This window comes from Pandoraea commovens (assembly GCF_902459615.1).
In the GTDB taxonomy this organism is placed as follows: Bacteria; Pseudomonadota; Gammaproteobacteria; order Burkholderiales; family Burkholderiaceae; genus Pandoraea; species Pandoraea commovens.
On the sequence record NZ_CABPSA010000008.1, the window covers coordinates 64,737 to 82,170 of the forward strand.

The 17,434-nt window shown below is 64.8% G+C and carries 18 protein-coding genes; 10 read left to right on the plus strand and 8 right to left on the minus strand.

Translation table 11 applies throughout. From position 1 onward, the window contains the following. Positions 1-6: 6 nt before the first annotated feature. Positions 7-558, minus strand: coding sequence for a MarR family winged helix-turn-helix transcriptional regulator (locus PCO31010_RS20630; protein ID WP_150665934.1), 552 nt, complete (start codon positions 556-558; stop codon positions 7-9). A 79-nt stretch (positions 559-637) separates the two neighbouring features. Between PCO31010_RS20630 and PCO31010_RS20635 the strand changes: the two genes are divergently transcribed. Continuing rightward, positions 638-1,516 carry an EamA family transporter gene (locus tag PCO31010_RS20635; RefSeq protein ID WP_150665935.1) on the plus strand — a complete coding sequence of 293 codons (879 nt, stop codon included), beginning with the start codon at positions 638-640 and terminating at the stop codon, positions 1,514-1,516. 65 nt (positions 1,517-1,581) lie between these two features. Here the strand turns inward: PCO31010_RS20635 and moaC are convergent, their stop codons facing one another. Next, positions 1,582-2,061, minus strand: a complete 480-nt coding sequence (gene moaC / locus PCO31010_RS20640) for a cyclic pyranopterin monophosphate synthase MoaC (protein WP_150665936.1) — start codon at positions 2,059-2,061, stop codon at positions 1,582-1,584. A 174-nt stretch (positions 2,062-2,235) separates the two neighbouring features. Here moaC and PCO31010_RS20645 point away from each other — a divergent pair, with 174 nt between their 5' ends. After that, positions 2,236-3,828: a M48 family metalloprotease gene (locus PCO31010_RS20645; RefSeq protein ID WP_246184705.1), complete on the plus strand. Its 1,593-nt coding sequence runs from the start codon at positions 2,236-2,238 to the stop codon at positions 3,826-3,828. 50 nt (positions 3,829-3,878) lie between these two features. Here the strand turns inward: PCO31010_RS20645 and PCO31010_RS20650 are convergent, their stop codons facing one another. The 5 genes from PCO31010_RS20650 to PCO31010_RS20670 all read right to left on the minus strand — a co-directional run bounded on the left by PCO31010_RS20650 (position 3,879) and on the right by PCO31010_RS20670 (position 7,424). Next, positions 3,879-4,520 carry a DUF2946 family protein gene (locus PCO31010_RS20650; RefSeq protein WP_150665937.1) on the minus strand — a complete coding sequence of 214 codons (642 nt, stop codon included), beginning with the start codon at positions 4,518-4,520 and terminating at the stop codon, positions 3,879-3,881. A 43-nt stretch (positions 4,521-4,563) separates the two neighbouring features. After that, positions 4,564-5,595 carry a YheT family hydrolase gene (locus PCO31010_RS20655; RefSeq protein ID WP_150665938.1) on the minus strand — a complete coding sequence of 344 codons (1,032 nt, stop codon included), beginning with the start codon at positions 5,593-5,595 and terminating at the stop codon, positions 4,564-4,566. Between the two features lie 16 nt (positions 5,596-5,611). Further along, a complete protein-coding gene (locus PCO31010_RS20660; protein WP_046292789.1) occupies positions 5,612-6,067 on the minus strand; it encodes a nuclear transport factor 2 family protein in 456 nt (151 codons plus the stop codon). 57 nt (positions 6,068-6,124) lie between these two features. Next, positions 6,125-7,150 (minus strand): lipopolysaccharide heptosyltransferase II, encoded by a 1,026-nt coding sequence (gene waaF, locus PCO31010_RS20665; protein ID WP_046292788.1) that lies wholly within the window; start codon positions 7,148-7,150, stop codon positions 6,125-6,127. Between the two features lie 79 nt (positions 7,151-7,229). Further along, the gene (locus PCO31010_RS20670) at positions 7,230-7,424 is read right to left on the minus strand and encodes a zinc-finger domain-containing protein (protein WP_039396595.1); all 195 of its coding nucleotides are present in this window, start codon (positions 7,422-7,424) and stop codon (positions 7,230-7,232) included. 455 nt (positions 7,425-7,879) lie between these two features. On the opposite strand from PCO31010_RS20670, the gene PCO31010_RS20675 reads away from it, so the two are divergent. From PCO31010_RS20675 to fba, 5 genes are all read left to right on the plus strand, one after another. Then, positions 7,880-8,731, plus strand: coding sequence for an AzlC family ABC transporter permease (locus PCO31010_RS20675; protein ID WP_246184717.1), 852 nt, complete (start codon positions 7,880-7,882; stop codon positions 8,729-8,731). Next, on the plus strand, positions 8,731-9,054 hold the full coding sequence (locus PCO31010_RS20680; protein WP_046292787.1) for an AzlD domain-containing protein: 324 nt from the start codon (positions 8,731-8,733) through the stop codon (positions 9,052-9,054). Before PCO31010_RS20675 ends, PCO31010_RS20680 begins: the two co-directional genes overlap by 1 nt. Positions 9,055-9,140: 86 nt before the next feature. Further along, positions 9,141-10,346 (plus strand): phosphoglycerate kinase, encoded by a 1,206-nt coding sequence (locus PCO31010_RS20685; protein WP_150665939.1) that lies wholly within the window; start codon positions 9,141-9,143, stop codon positions 10,344-10,346. Positions 10,347-10,620: 274 nt separating this feature from the next. Next, the gene (pyk, locus tag PCO31010_RS20690; RefSeq protein WP_150665940.1) at positions 10,621-12,054 is read left to right on the plus strand and encodes a pyruvate kinase; all 1,434 of its coding nucleotides are present in this window, start codon (positions 10,621-10,623) and stop codon (positions 12,052-12,054) included. 132 nt (positions 12,055-12,186) lie between these two features. Then, positions 12,187-13,251, plus strand: coding sequence for a class II fructose-bisphosphate aldolase (fba, locus tag PCO31010_RS20695; RefSeq protein ID WP_039396607.1), 1,065 nt, complete (start codon positions 12,187-12,189; stop codon positions 13,249-13,251). Between the two features lie 94 nt (positions 13,252-13,345). Here the strand turns inward: fba and PCO31010_RS20700 are convergent, their stop codons facing one another. Continuing rightward, positions 13,346-13,846 (minus strand): hypothetical protein, encoded by a 501-nt coding sequence (locus PCO31010_RS20700; protein WP_150665941.1) that lies wholly within the window; start codon positions 13,844-13,846, stop codon positions 13,346-13,348. 544 nt (positions 13,847-14,390) lie between these two features. On the opposite strand from PCO31010_RS20700, the gene PCO31010_RS20705 reads away from it, so the two are divergent. From PCO31010_RS20705 to purE, 3 genes are all read left to right on the plus strand, one after another. Next, entirely contained in the window at positions 14,391-15,851 is a 1,461-nt protein-coding gene (locus PCO31010_RS20705) for a hypothetical protein (protein ID WP_150665942.1), read from the plus strand. A gap of 157 nt (positions 15,852-16,008) precedes the next feature. Beyond that, positions 16,009-16,899 (plus strand): phosphoribosylaminoimidazolesuccinocarboxamide synthase, encoded by an 891-nt coding sequence (locus PCO31010_RS20710; RefSeq protein WP_039402467.1) that lies wholly within the window; start codon positions 16,009-16,011, stop codon positions 16,897-16,899. Positions 16,900-16,915: 16 nt separating this feature from the next. Beyond that, positions 16,916-17,422 carry a 5-(carboxyamino)imidazole ribonucleotide mutase gene (purE, locus tag PCO31010_RS20715; protein ID WP_069342641.1) on the plus strand — a complete coding sequence of 169 codons (507 nt, stop codon included), beginning with the start codon at positions 16,916-16,918 and terminating at the stop codon, positions 17,420-17,422. The last annotated feature ends 12 nt before the right edge of the window (positions 17,423-17,434 follow it).

Genomic DNA, 17,434 nt, shown 5'->3' on the forward strand with positions numbered 1-17,434 from the left:
ACCGTCTCATTTCACGCCTTCCAGCAGCTTCAGCCAGTCGCTTAGCCCAGACTCGACGCTAATGAGCGTCGCCTTGGTGAGCGGTGCGAGCATGCGGTGTTCGTTGGCCACGTGCGCTTCGACCGCACGCTCGATAAGGGCGAAGCCGTCGTCGGTTAGCTGGACGAGCGTGCTGCGCGCGTCGTCCGGATTCGGCACGCGCGCGATCCAGCCTCGGGCTTCGAGACGCTGCAATCGGTGTGTCATCGTGCCCGACGTCACCATCAGCGTGGAAAAGAGCGCCGTCGGCGCGAGCCGGTAAGGCGCGCCGGAGCGACGTAACGTCGCCAGCATGTCGAACTCCCACCCGCTCATATCGAACTCGGCGAACGTGGCGTCGAGCTGCTGCTGGACGAGCGCCGCGCACCGCTTGAGTCGGCCGATCACGCCCATGGGCGACACGTCTAGATCCGGGCGCTCGCGATGCCACTGCGCGAGGATGCTGTCGACCGCGTCGCTGCTCGTCGACGCTTTGCCCTGCGTCTCGTGCCCCGCCTTCCCCGTTGATCGCTTCGACATGTTGCTGACTCCTTTTATCTTGACATCAAGACAAAAGGATACCAAACTTCAATTTATCTTGAATTGAAGATAAATTGCGATGACCCGAATTTCTGCACAGACGACAAGCACTGCGTGGCTGGATGTGCTCTTCACGGCGCTCGCCCCGATGATCTGGGGATCGACCTACATCGTGACGACGCAGGTGTTGCCCCCCGACCGGCCGTTCACGGCGGCGCTGATTCGCGTGCTGCCCTCGGGATTGCTGCTGTTGCTCTACGCGCGACGCTTGCCTGCGCGCGGCGATTGGGCGCGATTGCTGACGCTCTCCGCACTGAACATCGGTGCGTTTCAGGCGCTGCTGTTCGTCGCGGCGTACCGGTTGCCGGGCGGTCTGGCGGCGGTCGTCGGCGCGATTCAGCCGTTGCTGGTCATGGGGCTGGCGTGGGGTGTGGATCGGCGGGCGCCGCTGCTGACGACGGTGTGGGCGGCGATTGCCGGTGTCGTCGGGATGGGGGTGTTACTGCTTTCGCCGGGGACGGTGTTCGAACCGGTCGGCATCGCGGCGGCGCTCGCTGGCGCGGCATGCATGGCGGCAGGCACTTATCTGACGCGTCGCTGGCGACTGAGCATGCCGGTGCTGGCGCTCACCGGCTGGCAACTGTTGCTGGGTGGCTTGATGCTGACGCCGGTGGCGTGGCTGGCCGACCCGCCGCTGCCGTCGCTCACGTGGTGGCAGACGGCTGGGTATGTCTATCTGTCGATGGCGGGGGCGTTGCTGGCGTATGCGTTGTGGTTTCGCGGCATCGCGCGTCTTGCGCCGGTGGCGGTGTCGTCACTGGGTTTGCTCAGTCCGTTGACGGCCGTCGTACTCGGCTGGGTGCTGCTCGGTCAGACCATCAAAGGACTGGCTTTCGTGGGACTTGCGATGGTCTTCGCGAGCATTCTGGCGGTGCAGTGGACGGCGTCGCGGACGTGATCGGCGCCGGATTTGCCGTCCGATTTTCGTGCGATATTGCGGCGGCGGTGTCGCCGATGCCGTGATTACTCCGCAGCCACCCAGTCACCCGACTTGCCGCCGTGCTTCTCCAGCACGCGAACGTCGGTCATCGTCATGCCGCGATCCACGGCCTTGCACATGTCGTAAATCGTCAGCAGACCGACCTGCACGGCGGTGAGGGCTTCCATCTCGACGCCGGTGCGCCCGATGGTCTCGACCTGCGCGCGGCAGTGCACGGCGTTCGCGCCGTCGTCGACGAGAAACTCGACCGTCACGCGCGTGAGGGCCAGCGGATGGCACAGCGGAATCAGATCGGCCGTGCGCTTGGCACCCTGAATGGCGGCGATGCGGGCGATGCCCAGCACGTCGCCTTTCTTGGCCGTGCCGGTGCGAATGAGTGCCAGCGTTTCCGGCTTCATGCGGATGGTGCCGCGCGCGACGGCGATGCGGTGCGTGCTGTCCTTGCCGCCGACGTCAACCATGTGGGCCTGTCCGGCGGTGTCGAAGTGGGTGAGTTCTGCCATGAGTCGATGCTGAGAAAGTGCGGGAAATCGGTCTGAAATCGTGCGCGATCGTGCGGTCCGCGCCCGTGAATTCGCCGCTGTTTTTATCGTTCGGGCGACGGTGCGGAACGTCCGCGTCTGGCTGCTATCATAGCAGCAGCCTCGAATGATCAGCGCCACGCTGCGCCCACGCCCATGACGTCCATGCCGACGCACGCCCGTCATCCCAATCCCCTCGATTCAAGCGCATACGGTGTCGCCCGTTGGCGGCGCATCGTCGCCGTCGTGATGCTGCCGGTGATGACGGCGACGACGTTCGCCACCGCCGTCATTCCGACGCAAGCGCTCGCGCAGGGCTTGCCCACGCTCGGTCAAAGTTCGGCTGCCGATCTTTCGCCCGCGATGGAGCGCAAGCTGGGGGAACGCGTGATGCGCGAGATCCGCGCCGATCCCGATTACGTCAACGATCTGCTGCTCTCCGACTACGTCAACGCGCTGGGCAGCAAGCTTGTCTCGGCCACCCGCAAGGTCGGCATCGACGCCAGCCAGAGCTTCGAGTTCTTCGTCGTGCGGGACGCCGCGATCAACGCCTTTTCGCTGCCCGGAGGCTTCATCGGCATCAACACCGGACTGATCGTCACCACGCGAACCGAGTCGGAACTCGCTTCTGTGGTCGGGCACGAGACGGGGCACGTCCTTCAGCATCACATCGCACGCATGCTCGGCCAGCAGGCGCAGAACTCGTGGATTGCGCTGGGCGGCCTGCTGCTCGGCCTGCTGGCCGGTATCGGCGCGCGCAGCTCGGATCTCGGGATGGGCATTGCCATGGGCGGGCAAGGGCTGGCCGTCGACCGGCAACTGCGGTTCTCGCGCGACGCGGAGCGCGAGGCCGATCGCGTCGGCTTCCAGTTATTGCAGGCCGCCGGTTTCGACACGTATGCAATGCCGACATTCTTCGAGCGTCTGCAACGCGCCGATTCGATCAACGAGGCCGGTGTGCCGGAATACGTGCGGACGCACCCGCTCACGACCGAGCGCATTGCCGACATGCTCAACCGCTCGCGCACTGCCGGTTATCGTCAGCCGGAGCAGTCGCCGGAATACGCGTTCGTGCGTGCGCGCTCGCTGGTCTTGCAGCAAAAGTCGGCGAGCGATTTTGCGGCCATTGCCGACGCGCAACGTACCGCGATCAGGACGCAGACCGCACCGAACGTGGCCGGGGCATGGTATGCGGTGGCGCTGGCTGAAGTGAAGCAGCGACGCTGGGAGCCCGCGCGCGACGCGCTTGAGCGCGCTCGCACGGCCTTCGGCGGCACAGGGCCGGGCACGCCGAGTCTGGCGGTGCTGGCGTCGGACATCGCAAGGCTGTCAGGCAAGCCGGACGAAGCGCTGCGTATCGCCACGCAGGCGCGCGCCGCGTTCCCGCTGTCACAAGCATCGGACATGGCCTACGCGGACGCGCTCATCGCCAGCCAGCGCGTGCCCGAAGCCACGAAGTTCCTGCAATCGCAGGTCGAGCGCTATCGCAGCGAGCCGATCTGGTGGCGTGCATTGGCTGGTGCATGGGCCGCAGGCGGCAAACGGGCGCGTCAGCATGAGGCGCTCGCCGAACAATATGCGCTGCAAGGTCAGTGGATGGCGGCGGTGAGTCAGCTCAAGCTCGCGCGCGACGCCGGGGATGCCGATTTCTACGAGCTGTCGACCATCGACGCGAAACTGCACGAGTTCCAGCGCCGATACAAGGAAGATAAGGAAGACGAGAAGGAATTCAACAAGCAGTTCGGCTGACGGGCGCTGAGGGCGTCCCGTCGCGAAGTTTGTCCGCGCGTGGCCGAAAATCAGGCGGCCGGTGCCTGCGGATCCCGCTCGAAGCCATACGTCTGCGGCAACGTGCCCGCGTGAACGATGGACAGCGGCAGCGAGTCTTCATTGCGCCAATGCAGACGCACCGCAGCCTTCGCATCGGCGGTGTCGTCCGCCGTCTCCGCCACTTCGAACGCCTGCGCCAGATCCGACACCTGCGTGAGCAGATCGATGTCGTGATCGTGCAGCAGCGCCAGCGGCGCGCTCGCGTCCCCCACGCCCTTCGTCCCCACAAAGGCGACGCTGCCATCCTCGTCGAGCAGACAGGCCTGCGGCACGAACGTCTTGCCCAACTGATCTGTTAGTACAGGCGCGCCGCGTCCGTCGTTCGCTGCGGCATCCCACGTGAGGCGCACCACGAACGGTGCGTAAGCCAGCGAGACGTACACGCGTTGCGGGCCGTTCTGGAAGTACCAGCGACCCGCTTCGTCGCTGGCGTAATTGCGGGCGATGAACGCGATCAGCGCGGTGTGTCGAATCGGGTCGCCCGCCGTGCCTTCCGCCTGCGTCTGTTCGTCGCGCATGCGCCACTGGCCGCGACGATCGAGTGCGAGCCAGCCGTAGCAGTGCGGCACATTGGGCCATTTGGCCATCGCTTGTCGAACGATCTCATCCATTAGGTTGGGAGTCCTTAATGTATGTCGACGCCTTGCGAATACCTCACGCAGCGTTCGGCAGAAATTGACGGAAGTAGTCGACGACGGTGTGTGGCATCCATGTCAGCCCGCCCGGAAACGGCCCGCTCATGAAGCCGACGTGACCGCCATGCGCCGGTTGCAGCAGTTGGACGAAGCGGCCGACGTCGCCTTCACCGGGCAGGGCGCTGGCGGGTTGGAACGGGTCGTTGCGGGCGTTGATGACGAGCGTCGGGACTTCGATGGCGGGCAGAATCGGCTTGCTCGACGCCCGCGTGTAGTAGTCGAACGCGCTGTGATAGCCGTGCAGCGGCGCGGTGACCACGTGATCGAATTCGCCGAGATCGCGCGCGGCCATCATCAGATTGCGGTCATAAAGGCCGGGGTATTGATCGAGTTTGGCGAGCGCCTTCTTCTTGAGCGTGCCGAGGAAGTTGCGCGTGTACACCATGTTGAAGCCGTGCGAGAGCGCCAGACCGCCCGCACGCAGATCGAGCGGGGCGGAGATCGCGCAGGCCGCGCTGACGACTTGCGTCGCGTGCCCCTCGCGCTCGCCGAGCCAGCGCAGCAGCACATTGCCGCCGAGCGACACGCCCGCCGCGAAGATCGGGCCGGACGTGTGGGCGCGCAGGCGTTGCAGCATCCAGTCGATTTCGGTGCTGTCGCCGGAGTGATAGAAGCGCGGGCCGCGGTTCATGCGGCCGCTGCAGCTGCGAAAGTGGGGAATCACGCCGCGCCAGCCCTGCGCTTCGACCTCGCGCATCAGGGTGCGGGCGTAATGGCTGCCCGAACCCCCTTCCAGACCGTGGAACAGCACGACCAGCGGCGTTTCGACGAGACCGTCAGGGGTGGGCGGGGCTTTCTGGGAGGCGGGCGGCGCGACCAGCCAGTCGACGTCGACGAAATCGCCGTCGGGCGTGTCCCAGGTCTCGCGACGGAACTCGACCGACGGGCGGCGGCCCAGCAGCGCAGGATAGATCGTCTGGCTGTGGCCGTCGGGCAGCCACCGGGGCGGCCGGTAATCCTGAGGCAGAAAGACGGCCGGGCGCGCTGTCATGCCAACACCGTACGGCTTAGTGCAGCCCGTCCGGACGCGCGTGCATCATCAGGCTGAATTGCTCGACGGCATGCGGCGGCAGGGGGCTTGAATGGATGTGGGCGAAGCGCCAGTCGCCTTGCTCGTGCACCAGCACGTAGGTCGTGTGGATGAGCTGGGCGGTCGTTTGCCCGGCGTCTTCCTTGCCCACGCGAATGGCCTCGGTCGCGGTATGCACGACCGTGCCGACGGTGTCGTACTCGGTCGTGTCGAGCGAGTCGATCAGCACGACGCTCTGCGCGAACTGGGCGACGAGGCCGCTGCGGATCTGCTCCAGGCCGTCCCAGCGCGTGCCGTCGGCGCGAATGTAGCTGACGAAATCCTCGTTCGCCCAGAGCGTCATCGCGCGATCCGTCTGACCACGGCGCAGCGCGTCATAAAAGGCCGTGATGGTTTCACTGGCGGCATCGAACAGACGGACAAAACGTGGCATGAGGATTTACCGTTGAGTGTTACCGGGATCGAATCGAAAGCTTGCCGTGCGCGGCGCTCAGCGCTGCGTCAGCAGAATGTTGCGCAGATTCGCGAACACATGCTCGGGCATCAACTCGTTCAGGCAACGCGTGTGACCCAGCGGACATTCGCGGGCAAAACACGGGCTGCACTCCAATTGTAGCCACAGGATGTGCGCGTGCTCGGACAACGGCGGCGTGTGGCGCGGATCGGACGAACCGAACAAGGCGATCTGCGGGCGGCGCAGGGCGGCTGTCACGTGCATCAGGCCGGAATCGTTGCTCACCACGGCGTTCGCGCGTGCAAGCAGGGCGCAGGCTTCGGCCAGCGACGTCTGCCCGCAAAGATTGCGCACGAACGGCGCGTCGGCGGCGATTTGCTGGGCCAGCGCACCGTCCTTGCCCGAACCGAGCGCGACGATCTGCGCATACGGGAACGAGCGGCGCACCAATTGCGCGAGCTGGGCGAAGTGTCCCGGCGGCCAGCGCTTGGCCGGTCCGAACTCGGCGCCCGGGCAGAACACCACGAGCGGCACCCGCAGATCGAGGCCGAAGCGCGCGAATACGCGGGCCGATTCGTTCAGGTCGGCTTCGATGCGTGGCGTCGGCAGTGTCTCGGGCAGCTTGGCACCCGGGGCGAACGCGAGCGCAGCGTAATGCCGCACCATCGGCGGGCGCTCGTCTTTGCGCGGATTGGCGTGACGCACGTTGAGCAGGCCGTAGCGCTGCTCGCCCTTGTAGCCGATGCGCAGCGGAATGCGCGCCAGCCATGGAATCAGCGACGACTTCAGGGAATTCGGCAGCACATAGGCGGCGTCGTACCCCTCGTCGGCCAGCACGCTCGCGAGCCGGTAGCGCTCGAGCGGCTGCAACTTGCCGTGCGCGAGGTCGGTGGCGACGACGCGCGAAATCTCCGGCATGCGTTCAAGCACCGGGGCGACCCAGCCGGGCGCGATCGCGTCGATGGTCAGACGCGGATGCAGACGCTTGAGCAGGGTAAACAACGGCTGCGCCATCAGCGCGTCCCCAATCCAGTTGGGGGCGATCACCAAGGCTTTATGCATCGTGGCGGAGACTCAATTCGTTAAGCGTGGCGATGAAACGAGCCCGGCGGCCGGGCCGTTTCACGAGGAAGACGGACGATCAGTGACCCTTGATCACGGTGCCGGGCTTCAGGCGATAGCGCGTGCCGCAATAGGCACAGGCGGCTTCGCCATGGCTCACGTCGATGAACACGCGCGGGTGGCTGCTCCAGAACTGCATCTTCGGGTTCGGGCAGTGGACCGGGAGATCTTCAGCGCCGACTTCGACGACCGGCATTTGTTTGACTTCGCTCATGGGGTTCGGACCGTGGTGATATTCGATGAATTCGCGGTGTGCCGCGAATCCGAAGTTTCGAGGATTGCCCGGACGGTGTCGGTCACTGGGTGACGTCCGCCCGTTTACCAAAAGACGCTATTGTAAAGCAGCCGCCGCCCTTTGCGGACGGCTAGCCGCCCCGATGCCTATGGCAAGGTCCGCGTGGCGCGTATGCCACAGCGGCGGCGTTGCATCAGAAAAAACAGGCGAGTGACGGCTTTTCGCGTACTAAGTAACTATTTACCGTGGCTATAATGGCCTGACGTCCGCCGCCAATGATGAACATATTCACGAGACAATCCGGCAACCCTGGCGGGCGCCGTGACCGCTAGTGGTCATCTCGGGCGTGCCGGGCGCCGTCGGGACCGCTTCGCCCCGCAATGCCAGACACCGCGTCGCTCACCCCGGCGCTGCCCCCCCAGCCGACCATGTCAATGTTTCGTTTGCCTGCCGCTGAACGTGAAGGGTTCGCGGCCGGTTTCCGCATTATTTCGCCGCTTTTGCCTGCCATCTTTTCGTGGGGTCTGGTGACAGGCGTCGCCATGAGTAAATCGGTGCTGACCGTGCCGCAAGCCATCGGCATGAGCCTGATGCTCTACGCGGGGTCGGCGCAACTGGCCTCGCTGCCGCTCTTCGCGGCCGGTATGCCGCTCTGGACGATTCTGCTGACGGTCGGCATCGTCAATCTACGCTTCGTGATTTTCAGCGCGGGCCTCCAGCCGCATTTCTCCTATTTGTCGTTGCCGCGTCGCATCGCGCTCGGTTACGTCAATGGCGATCTGGGCTTTGTGATGTTCATGAACCAGAACTTCGCGAACGGCTATGTGCCGGGCAAAGAGGGGACGTATTACGGCATTACGCTCTCCAACTGGGCGGTGTGGCACGTGTCGTCGATTCTCGGCATCGTGCTCGGGGCACTGGTGCCCGATAGTTGGGGATTGGGGTTCGCGGGCACGCTCGCACTCATTCCCATGATGGTTCACACGATCAACAGCCGCTCGACGATGCTGGCGGTGGCGCTCGCGTCGCTCATCGGGGTGCTCGCGTTCGATTTGCCGTATCGCCTCAATCTGGTGCTGGGTGTGCTCGGCGCGCTGGCCGCAGGCATGGTGTGCGACGAACTGGCGGCGCGCCATGCGAAGCGCCTTTCGCTCGCCAATCCGGTGCGGGTGCCGATTTCGACGGGGGACGACACAGCGGCAAATGCGCCGATGTCCTCGCAGATCGGTGAGCCGCAGCAGGACGCCGTCCATGAAGAACGCCGCACCTCGGGAGAGCGTCGCTGATGAGCACCTTCGAAATCTGGTTCGCCTTCGTCGCGATGACGGCCATCACCATCGTCACGCGCACCTTCTTCCTGCTCGCCGGCGAGCGTGTGACGCTACCCCAGCGTCTGCAACGTGCGCTGCGCTACGCGCCAGCGGCGGCGCTTGCCGTCATCGTCGTGCCGGAGGTCGTGCTACTCGATCATCAGTTCGCCATGCATCTGGGTAATCACAAGCTCGCGGCGGCGGTGGCGGCCACCGGCTGGTTCATCTGGCGGCGCAACATGATCGAGATGATCGTGATCGGAATGGTCGTTTATACGCTGGGCCGACTGTTCCTGTAGGTGGAACGCCGGACCTGCAAAATGGGCATCGGGGCGGTCGGATCAGTTAAAATGCATGTTTTTCCCACCATTTATTCCGGATTCTCATGGCTTCCGTCGTACGTCTTTCCGATTTGATCGCCCAGGGCCGCCTCGCCGGCAAACGTGTCTTCATCCGCGCCGACATGAACGTGCCGCAAGACGATGAGGGCCGAATCACGGAAGACACGCGTATCCGCGCCTCGGTGCCGGCCATCCAGATGTCGCTCGACGCTGGCGCTGCCGTGATGGTCACCTCGCATCTGGGCCGTCCGACGGAAGGCGAATTCAAGCCCGCCGACTCGCTCGCCCCGGTGGCAAAGCGGCTGTCGGAATTGCTCGGCCGCGACGTGAAGCTGGTCTCCGACTGGGTCGACGGCGGTTTCGACCTGGCCCCGGGCTCGGTCGTGCTGCTCGAGAACTGCCGCGTCAACAAGGGCGAGAAGAAGGACAACGACGAACTGGCGCAGAAGATGGCCAAGCTGTGCGACGTCTATGTGAACGACGCATTCGGCACCGCCCACCGCGCTGAAGCCACAACGCACGGCATCGCCAAGTACGCACCCGTCGCTTGCGCAGGCCCGCTGCTCGCCGCCGAACTCGAAGCGCTGGGCAAGGCGCTGAACGCACCGGCGCGTCCGCTCGTGGCTATCGTGGCTGGCTCGAAGGTTTCCACCAAGCTCACCATCCTCAAGACGCTGGCCGACAAGGTCGACCAACTGATCGTGGGCGGCGGCATCGCCAACACGTTCATGCTGGCCGCCGGTCTGCCGATCGGTAAGTCGCTCGCCGAAGCCGATCTGGTCGAAGAAGCCAAGGCGATCATCGACGCCATGGCCGCGCGCGGTGCATCGGTGCCGATCCCGACGGACGTGGTGTGCGCGAAGGAGTTCAGCGCGAACGCCGAAGCGACGGTCAAGGCGTCGGCGGACGTGGCGGCCGACGACATGATTCTCGACATCGGCCCGCAAACGGCCGCCAAGCTGGCCGAGCAACTGGGCAGCGCGGGCACCATCGTCTGGAACGGCCCGGTCGGCGTGTTCGAATTCGACCAGTTCGGTCACGGCACGGAAACCCTGGCGCGCGCCATCGCCGCAGCCAAGGGGTTCTCGATCGCCGGGGGCGGCGACACGCTCGCGGCCATCGCCAAGTACGGTATCGCCGATCAGGTCAGCTACATCTCGACCGGTGGCGGCGCTTTCCTCGAATTCCTCGAAGGCAAGACGCTTCCGGCCGTCGACGTGCTGGAACAACGCGCCGCCCAGTCGAACTGATCGGACGGATTGCGCGGAATGTGTGTTGGGTTTGCTCTGAAACGCGCAAACCCAGGTGGAGCGGGGCTTGCAGGGCAGTCTGTTAGTCCGGAAAACATTCGCAGACGGCGGTTTTGATCGCTTTATTGCGAACGTTAGAGATCGAATCAAACGATTTCGTACGGACAATACAAACTTTTTGGTTAACCTGCGGCGGCCTAATTGCGTTACAAACCTCTAAGCGCCAGTAATGTCGAAAGCGCTGCTACCCAAAGAGGATGAAGAGATGGATGTAATGAACCGCTCCACCAAGATCGTCGCCACCATCGGTCCGGCATCGAGCACGCCGGAAGTGCTTTCGCGCATGATCGCCGCAGGCGTCGACGTCGTTCGCCTGAACTTCTCGCACGGCAAGGCGCAGGACCACATCGAGCGCGCCGAGATGGTGCGCGCGGCCGCTAAGGCGGCGGGCCGCGAAGTGGCCATCATGGCCGACCTGCAGGGTCCGAAGATTCGCGTCGGCAAGTTCGAGAACGGCAAGACCACGCTCGAAGCCGGCGCCAAGTTCATTCTGGACAGCGAGTGCGAACTCGGTAACGACGAGCGCGTCGGTCTGGACTACAAGGAACTGCCGCGCGACGTGCGCACGGGCGACGTGCTGCTGCTCAACGACGGCCTGATCGTGCTGATCGTCGACCGCGTGCTCGGCAGCGAGATCCACACGACCGTGAAGGTTGGCGGCGACCTGTCGAACAACAAGGGCATCAACCGCCAGGGCGGCGGGCTGACGGCACCGGCGCTCACGTCGAAGGACATGGAAGACATCAAGACCGCGATGGCGCTGGGCGCCGATTACGTCGCGGTCTCGTTCCCGAAGAACGCCACCGACATGGAAATGGCGCGGCGTCTGGCGAACGTGGCGGGCGAGCCGTACGGCATCAAGCCGCTGATGATCGCGAAGATCGAGCGTGCGGAAGCGATTCCGGCCCTCGAAGAGATTTTGGCGGCCTCGGACTGCATCATGGTCGCGCGTGGCGACCTGGCCATCGAAGTCGGTAATGCGGCCGTGCCCGCGCTGCAAAAGCGCATGATCAAGCTCGCGCGCGAAATGAATAAGACGACCATCACGGCCACGCAGATGATGGAGTCGATGATTCATAACCCGGTGCCGACCCGCGCCGAAGTGTCGGACGTCGCCAACGCGGTGCTCGACGGCACCGATGCGGTGATGCTGTCGGCAGAAAGCGCGGCGGGCAAGTATCCGGTCGAGACGATCGAGACGATGGCGGCGATTTGCGTCGAAGCCGAGCGCTCGGAAACGGTGGAACTCGATCGCGACTGGTTGAACCAAACTTTTACGCGCATCGACCAAACGATTGCGGCCGGTGCCCTGTTTACCGCGTATCATCTTGGCGCGAAAGCCATCGTGGCGCTGACCGAATCGGGCGCGACCGCGTTGTGGCTGTCCCGTCACAAGATCCATGTGCCGATTTTTGCGCTGACGTCCCAGATGAGCAGCCATCGCAAAATGGCACTGTATCGCAACGTCTACGCGATGCGCGCCGACGCCACGCATGACCGCGATCACGCGCTCAAGCAAGCCGAACAGCTGCTGCTTTCGCAGGGCGTTGTGAAGCGTGGCGACACGATCGTGCTGACGGTAGGCGAGCCGATGGGGCAACCCGGCGGCACCAACACGTTGAAGATCGTTCAGGTGGGCCAGGCATGACCAAGCGGGCCGCGCGAGTGCGGCGAGGCGGTGCGTACAGCACCTGCCGCGCCGGGCGCGAGCTGTCGTCATGTGGGGCGCCTCCGGATCGAAGAAAGATTTGCTTAGTTTTGTGATTCCAAGGAGAACATCATGCCCCTAGTCTCTATGCGACAGCTGCTCGACCACGCCGCCGAAAACGGCTATGGTCTGCCGGCCTTCAACGTCAACAATCTGGAACAGGTTTCCGCGATCATGGCTGCCGCCGACGAAGTTGGCGCGCCGGTCATCATGCAAGCCTCGGCAGGTGCCCGTAAGTACGCTGGCGAAGCGTTCCTGCGTCACCTGATCTCGGCTGCCGTGGAAGCCTACCCGCATATCCCGGTCGTGATGCACCAGGACCACGGCCAGTCGCCGGCGGTCTGCATGGCCGCGATCAAGAGCGGCTTCTCGAGCGTGATGATGGACGGTTCGCTCGAAGCGGACGGCAAGTCGGTCGCCAGCTACGAGTACAACGTCGAAGTGTCGCGCAAGGTGGTCGAGTTCTCGCACTACATCGGCGTGACGGTGGAAGCCGAGCTGGGCGTGCTGGGTTCGCTCGAAACGATGAAGGGCGACAAGGAAGACGGCCACGGCGCCGACGGCACGATGACCCGCGAGCAACTGCTGACCGACCCGGATCAGGCCGCCGACTTCGTGCATCAGACGCAATGCGACGCGCTGGCCATCGCCATCGGTACCTCGCACGGCGCTTACAAGTTCAGCCGCAAGCCGACGGGCGACATTCTCGCCATCGACCGCATCAAGGAAATCCACCGCCGCATTCCGAACACCCACCTGGTGATGCACGGTTCGTCGTCGGTGCCGCAGGAACTGCTCGCCGAGATCCGTGAATTCGGTGGCGACATGAAGGAAACGTACGGCGTGCCGGTCGAAGAGATCGTCGAAGGCATCAAGCACGGCGTGCGCAAGATCAACATCGATACCGACATCCGTCTGGCCATGACCGGCGCGATCCGTCGCTATCTGTTCGAAAACCCGAGCAAGTTCGACCCGCGCGACTACCTTAAGCCGGCTCGCGAAGCCGCCAAGCAGGTTTGCAAGGCGCGCTATCTGTCGTTCGGCTGCGAAGGTCAGGCTGGCAAGATCAAGACGGTCTCGCTCGACAAGATGGCCGAGAAGTACAAGAGCGGCGATCTCGCTCAGATCGTGAAGTAAATACGCGCATTGTCGCCGCGCCGGGTAACCCGGACGGCGAAATGCCCGACCTGCGAGGGGAGGACGCTGACGGACGTCGGACGCCCGCTACCGCTCAGGTCGCAGGCCCGGCTTTCGCCAGCACGCGCTGGAACAGAAGCCGGGCCTTTTCTTTTGGCATCTGCAACTGAAATTTGCCGCCCAGCTCGGAGCGGATGGTCGCGGTAATCATCTCCACGCCGTCGACAATCAGCGTCATCGGTTCGTTCATGTGCTGACGGGAGAAATCGCGCATGCGCGTGGTTGCGCTGTCGCGCAGACTCATCGTGATGATGACGTCCGTGTCCGTCGACCCGGATGATCCCATCGACCCATTGGCCGCCTGCGCCGGAAACTGTAATCCCAGCTGTTCGATGTCGCGCGCCGCGTAGAGAGCGAAGCGCGCGATGATATCGTCGTCTTCGGGCGCGGCGATGGCGATCAGCCGGGGGAGGACGGGGCGCTCGCTGGCGTCGGATGCGCTCCCGGCGGAAGCGACGCGGGGTGGCGCCGCCCGATGGACGGGGGCGTGCTGGGTCTGGGGTGTGGCCGTCGGCGCTGCCGTCTGCGCCAGCACGGGGGCGTTTGGCAGTGAGAGCAGGGCGACGGCAGCGATTATGACCGATGCGAAGCGTCCGAACACGCCTGCGCAGCTGCCTTCGTCAGGCCACCTCGCCATTCGTCCGATGCATGGCTGCCGGACAGTATGCGGTGTCGATGAGATCGTCATGGCAGCCCCCTCGGCCTCGTCAGGCCACTTTGGTCGGGTGAACGTTTCCATTGTAGGTAACATCCGGGCCGGTCGACGGACGTTACAGTGGCTCGTTGCACGGCCCACCCCTCCCGTCCCCCTCCCCAACCCCGATGCAAAACGACAGGCACCCACCCGTTCCCGGAAGTTCGGAGAGATGACGCGTGGCAGTCTCCTGCCTCCCGTCAACCTGCCCGTTCCGGGCACCCCGGAGTTATCGATGCCGTTCAATCGCTTCCCTAAGACAATGACCTGGTGTTTTGGGATTTCGAGACCTGAAGCGTCTCCACCGCCCCCGCGCGCTCATGAGATGGCAAGCACGCTGACCGATGCCCGCCATCCTAATCCGTCGACGGCCGGGCCGAGCGGCGTGTCCCAAGCTCGTCAAGCGCCGTCCACGGCCGACTCGCCATCGCTGGAGATGCGCGTGACGATGGCGGCGGACTGGAAGCGTGCCACGTCGCACGATCTCCGGGACTCGGCCACATCCGGCCAAAGCACCGCCGTCGCGTCTCCGATCTCGCTTTGGGAGTACGACGACCCGGCGCCCGACTGGGCGGTGCCGCTGCGCGAGATGGCGCAAGCGTGGGTCGAGCGCTACGGCGTGAACACGGCGAAACTGATTCGCGTGGGAGGCGAGTGCACTCGCTTCGGCCTGCTGGAACTGGAGGGCTACCGTTTCATCGTGGGGCCGACGGCGACACCGGCCGAAGCGCGCAGCCTCACCCACATGCTCAAGATGAATCCGCAGATCGGCGCGATCTTCTGCGTCGAGCCGGGCACGATGCAGCGGCCATGTAACGGCGGTACATCTGACGGGGCGGGCTATCGGGAGCGTCCGATCGGCGATTACATCGCCAGCGTGACGCGCCGGGGCGGCCGCCGCAGCGCACCGGACTCGGGCGCGCACGCCAGCGAGAGCGCAGGTGAGAGGCTGTCCACCGCCGCCAGCCAACTCGACGGCGGGCTCTCGCACGTGCAGTTCATGGAGTTCACGGGCATGGAGCGCTTCGACACCCAGATCGACGGTGCCGCGCTCTGGCGCGCCGGTCAAGGCGTTGCGAATTTCATGCGGCAGCATCCGGGCAAGATCCCGCTTGTCTGCTCGGAGCGGGGCATCGCCCGTCCGTGCGCCGTGATTGCCAGCGCGGCGCTGCAATTGCGCGGCGGCGACGCCCGGCTGCGCAGCCTCCTCGCGCACGAAGTCGTCCGGCAGCGGGCCGAAGCCAGCGATCATCACATCAACGTGGCGGCGCGCAGCTTCGACCTGATTGCGGAATTGTCCCGGCTCACGACCATGCTGCGCGAGCCGGGAAGGGGCGACACGCGCAGCGAGCGCAAGGTACACATCCTCAGGCAGCAACTGATGGGAAAAGACCTTGGGGTCAAGATCGACTGGCAAAGCCGGGAGGGACGCCGCCGACTCGCCGACTATCTGGAAGCGAACTTCGAGAAGGTGTCGCCGTTGCTGGCGTCGGGTGGCTTGCCAGCCGGTACGGCCATGCTGTGGTTGCGTGACGAACTCGACGTGCTGAACGGCATCCGCTTTCTGTCGGCTGCGTACATCGATGGCCACACGGACCGGATCTCGCAGGAGGCCATCGCCGTCAACGACCCGAATGCCGTGAGGCTCGTGTCGTTCGACGACTACGGCCTCACCTGCGACAACAAGTATTACGACGTAAGTTCGGTGGCTGGCTGGTACCGGCATTGTCTGGGGGCGTCGAAGCTCCTCACGAACCCGGTCTCGCGTGCGCCGGTCGTGGCACTGCTGGTGCAGGCGTCCGAAAAGTCGCGGCTGGAAGCGCAGTTCCGCCGCTGGCCGGTCTAAGCCGCCGAAGGGCAAAGGCGGCGCGCGGCCCACGGAACATGAAGACGACGGCTCCATCGACTCGCCGGACCGACATCTTCGTGAAACGCCCCCCGACACGCGTATAATTACGCCTTTGCCCTTCCTGATATTGGGTCCCGCCGTGACTACCCCCGCTCTGAACGCCCTGTACGAATCCTCCCTCAAGAGCCTGCCGCTGCTCTCGCGCGGCAAAGTGCGCGATAACTACGCCGTCGGCGACGACAAGCTGCTGATCGTGACGACGGACCGCCTCTCGGCGTTCGACGTGATCATGGGCGAGCCGATTCCGGGCAAGGGCCGTGTGCTCAACCAGATGGCCAACTTCTGGTTCGACAAGCTCGCACACGTTGTGCCGAACCACCTGACGGGCGTGGCCCCGGAGACGGTCGTCTCCGCCGACGAAGCCGCGCAGGTCGCTGGCCGTGCGGTCGTGGTCAAGCGTCTGAAGCCGATCCTCGTCGAAGCCGTGGTGCGTGGCTATCTGGCTGGCAGCGGCTGGAAGGACTATCAGGCAACGGGCGCGGTGTGCGGCGTGAAGCTGCCCGCGGGTCTGCAAAACGCACAGCAACTCCCCGAACCGATCTTCACCCCGGCGGCCAAGGCCGAACTGGGCGAACACGACGAGAACATCAGCTTCGACGACATGGTCAGCCGCATCGGTCGCGAACTGGCCGAGCAGATCCGCGAGATCTCGATCCGTCTGTACAAGGAAGCCGCCGCTTACGCCGCTACGCGCGGCATCATCATCGCCGACACGAAGTTCGAATTCGGTCTGGATGACGACGGCAAGCTGCACCTGATGGACGAAGCCCTGACCGCCGATTCGTCGCGTTTCTGGCCCGCCGATTCGTACGCCGTGGGTAGCAACCCGCCGTCGTTCGACAAGCAGTTCGTGCGCGACTGGCTGGAAACGCAGCCGTGGGGCAAGACCCCGCCCGCACCGGCGCTGCCGACGGAAGTCGTCGAGAAGACGGCCGCCAAGTACCGCGAGGCGCTCGAGCGCCTGACCGGCCAGCAACTGGCCTGAGCGGGGCACTGAGACTATGAGCGACAAACAAGCCGTGGCCCCGCGCGTTGGCGTGGTAATGGGGTCCAACTCGGACTGGGAAGTGATGAAGAACGCGGCCGCCATTCTGGCCGAGTTCGGTGTGCCTTACGAGGCGCAGGTCGTCTCGGCGCACCGCATGCCGGACGACATGTTCCGTTATGCCGAAGCCGCACGCGAGCGCGGTCTGGTCGCGATCATCGCCGGTGCCGGCGGTGCCGCGCACCTGCCGGGCATGATCGCCGCGAAGACGACCGTGCCGGTGCTGGGCGTGCCCGTGCCGAGCAAGTATCTGCGTGGCGAAGACTCGCTGCTGTCCATCGTGCAAATGCCCAAGGGCGTGCCCGTCGCCACCTTCGCCATCGGTGAAGCCGGTGCGGCCAACGCGGCGCTGTTCGCCGTCTCGATGCTGGCTGCCGACGACAAGACGCTCGCCGATAAGCTCGACGCGTTCCGTGCGAAGCAGACCGAAGCGGCGCGCGGCATGACGCTGCCCGCGCTGTAAAAGAAAAAACGT

Coding starts and splice junctions, on each gene's coding strand:
- PCO31010_RS20630 (WP_150665934.1), bottom strand. CDS start 558: ATGTCGAAGCGATCAACGGGGAAGGCGGGGCACGAGACGCAGGGCAAA.
- PCO31010_RS20635 (WP_150665935.1), top strand. CDS start 638: ATGACCCGAATTTCTGCACAGACGACAAGCACTGCGTGGCTGGATGTG.
- moaC (WP_150665936.1), bottom strand. CDS start 2,061: ATGGCAGAACTCACCCACTTCGACACCGCCGGACAGGCCCACATGGTT.
- PCO31010_RS20645 (WP_246184705.1), top strand. CDS start 2,236: ATGACGTCCATGCCGACGCACGCCCGTCATCCCAATCCCCTCGATTCA.
- PCO31010_RS20650 (WP_150665937.1), bottom strand. CDS start 4,520: ATGGATGAGATCGTTCGACAAGCGATGGCCAAATGGCCCAATGTGCCG.
- PCO31010_RS20655 (WP_150665938.1), bottom strand. CDS start 5,595: ATGACAGCGCGCCCGGCCGTCTTTCTGCCTCAGGATTACCGGCCGCCC.
- PCO31010_RS20660 (WP_046292789.1), bottom strand. CDS start 6,067: ATGCCACGTTTTGTCCGTCTGTTCGATGCCGCCAGTGAAACCATCACG.
- waaF (WP_046292788.1), bottom strand. CDS start 7,150: ATGCATAAAGCCTTGGTGATCGCCCCCAACTGGATTGGGGACGCGCTG.
- PCO31010_RS20670 (WP_039396595.1), bottom strand. CDS start 7,424: ATGAGCGAAGTCAAACAAATGCCGGTCGTCGAAGTCGGCGCTGAAGAT.
- PCO31010_RS20675 (WP_246184717.1), top strand. CDS start 7,880: ATGTTTCGTTTGCCTGCCGCTGAACGTGAAGGGTTCGCGGCCGGTTTC.
- PCO31010_RS20680 (WP_046292787.1), top strand. CDS start 8,731: ATGAGCACCTTCGAAATCTGGTTCGCCTTCGTCGCGATGACGGCCATC.
- PCO31010_RS20685 (WP_150665939.1), top strand. CDS start 9,141: ATGGCTTCCGTCGTACGTCTTTCCGATTTGATCGCCCAGGGCCGCCTC.
- pyk (WP_150665940.1), top strand. CDS start 10,621: ATGAACCGCTCCACCAAGATCGTCGCCACCATCGGTCCGGCATCGAGC.
- fba (WP_039396607.1), top strand. CDS start 12,187: ATGCCCCTAGTCTCTATGCGACAGCTGCTCGACCACGCCGCCGAAAAC.
- purE (WP_069342641.1), top strand. CDS start 16,916: ATGAGCGACAAACAAGCCGTGGCCCCGCGCGTTGGCGTGGTAATGGGG.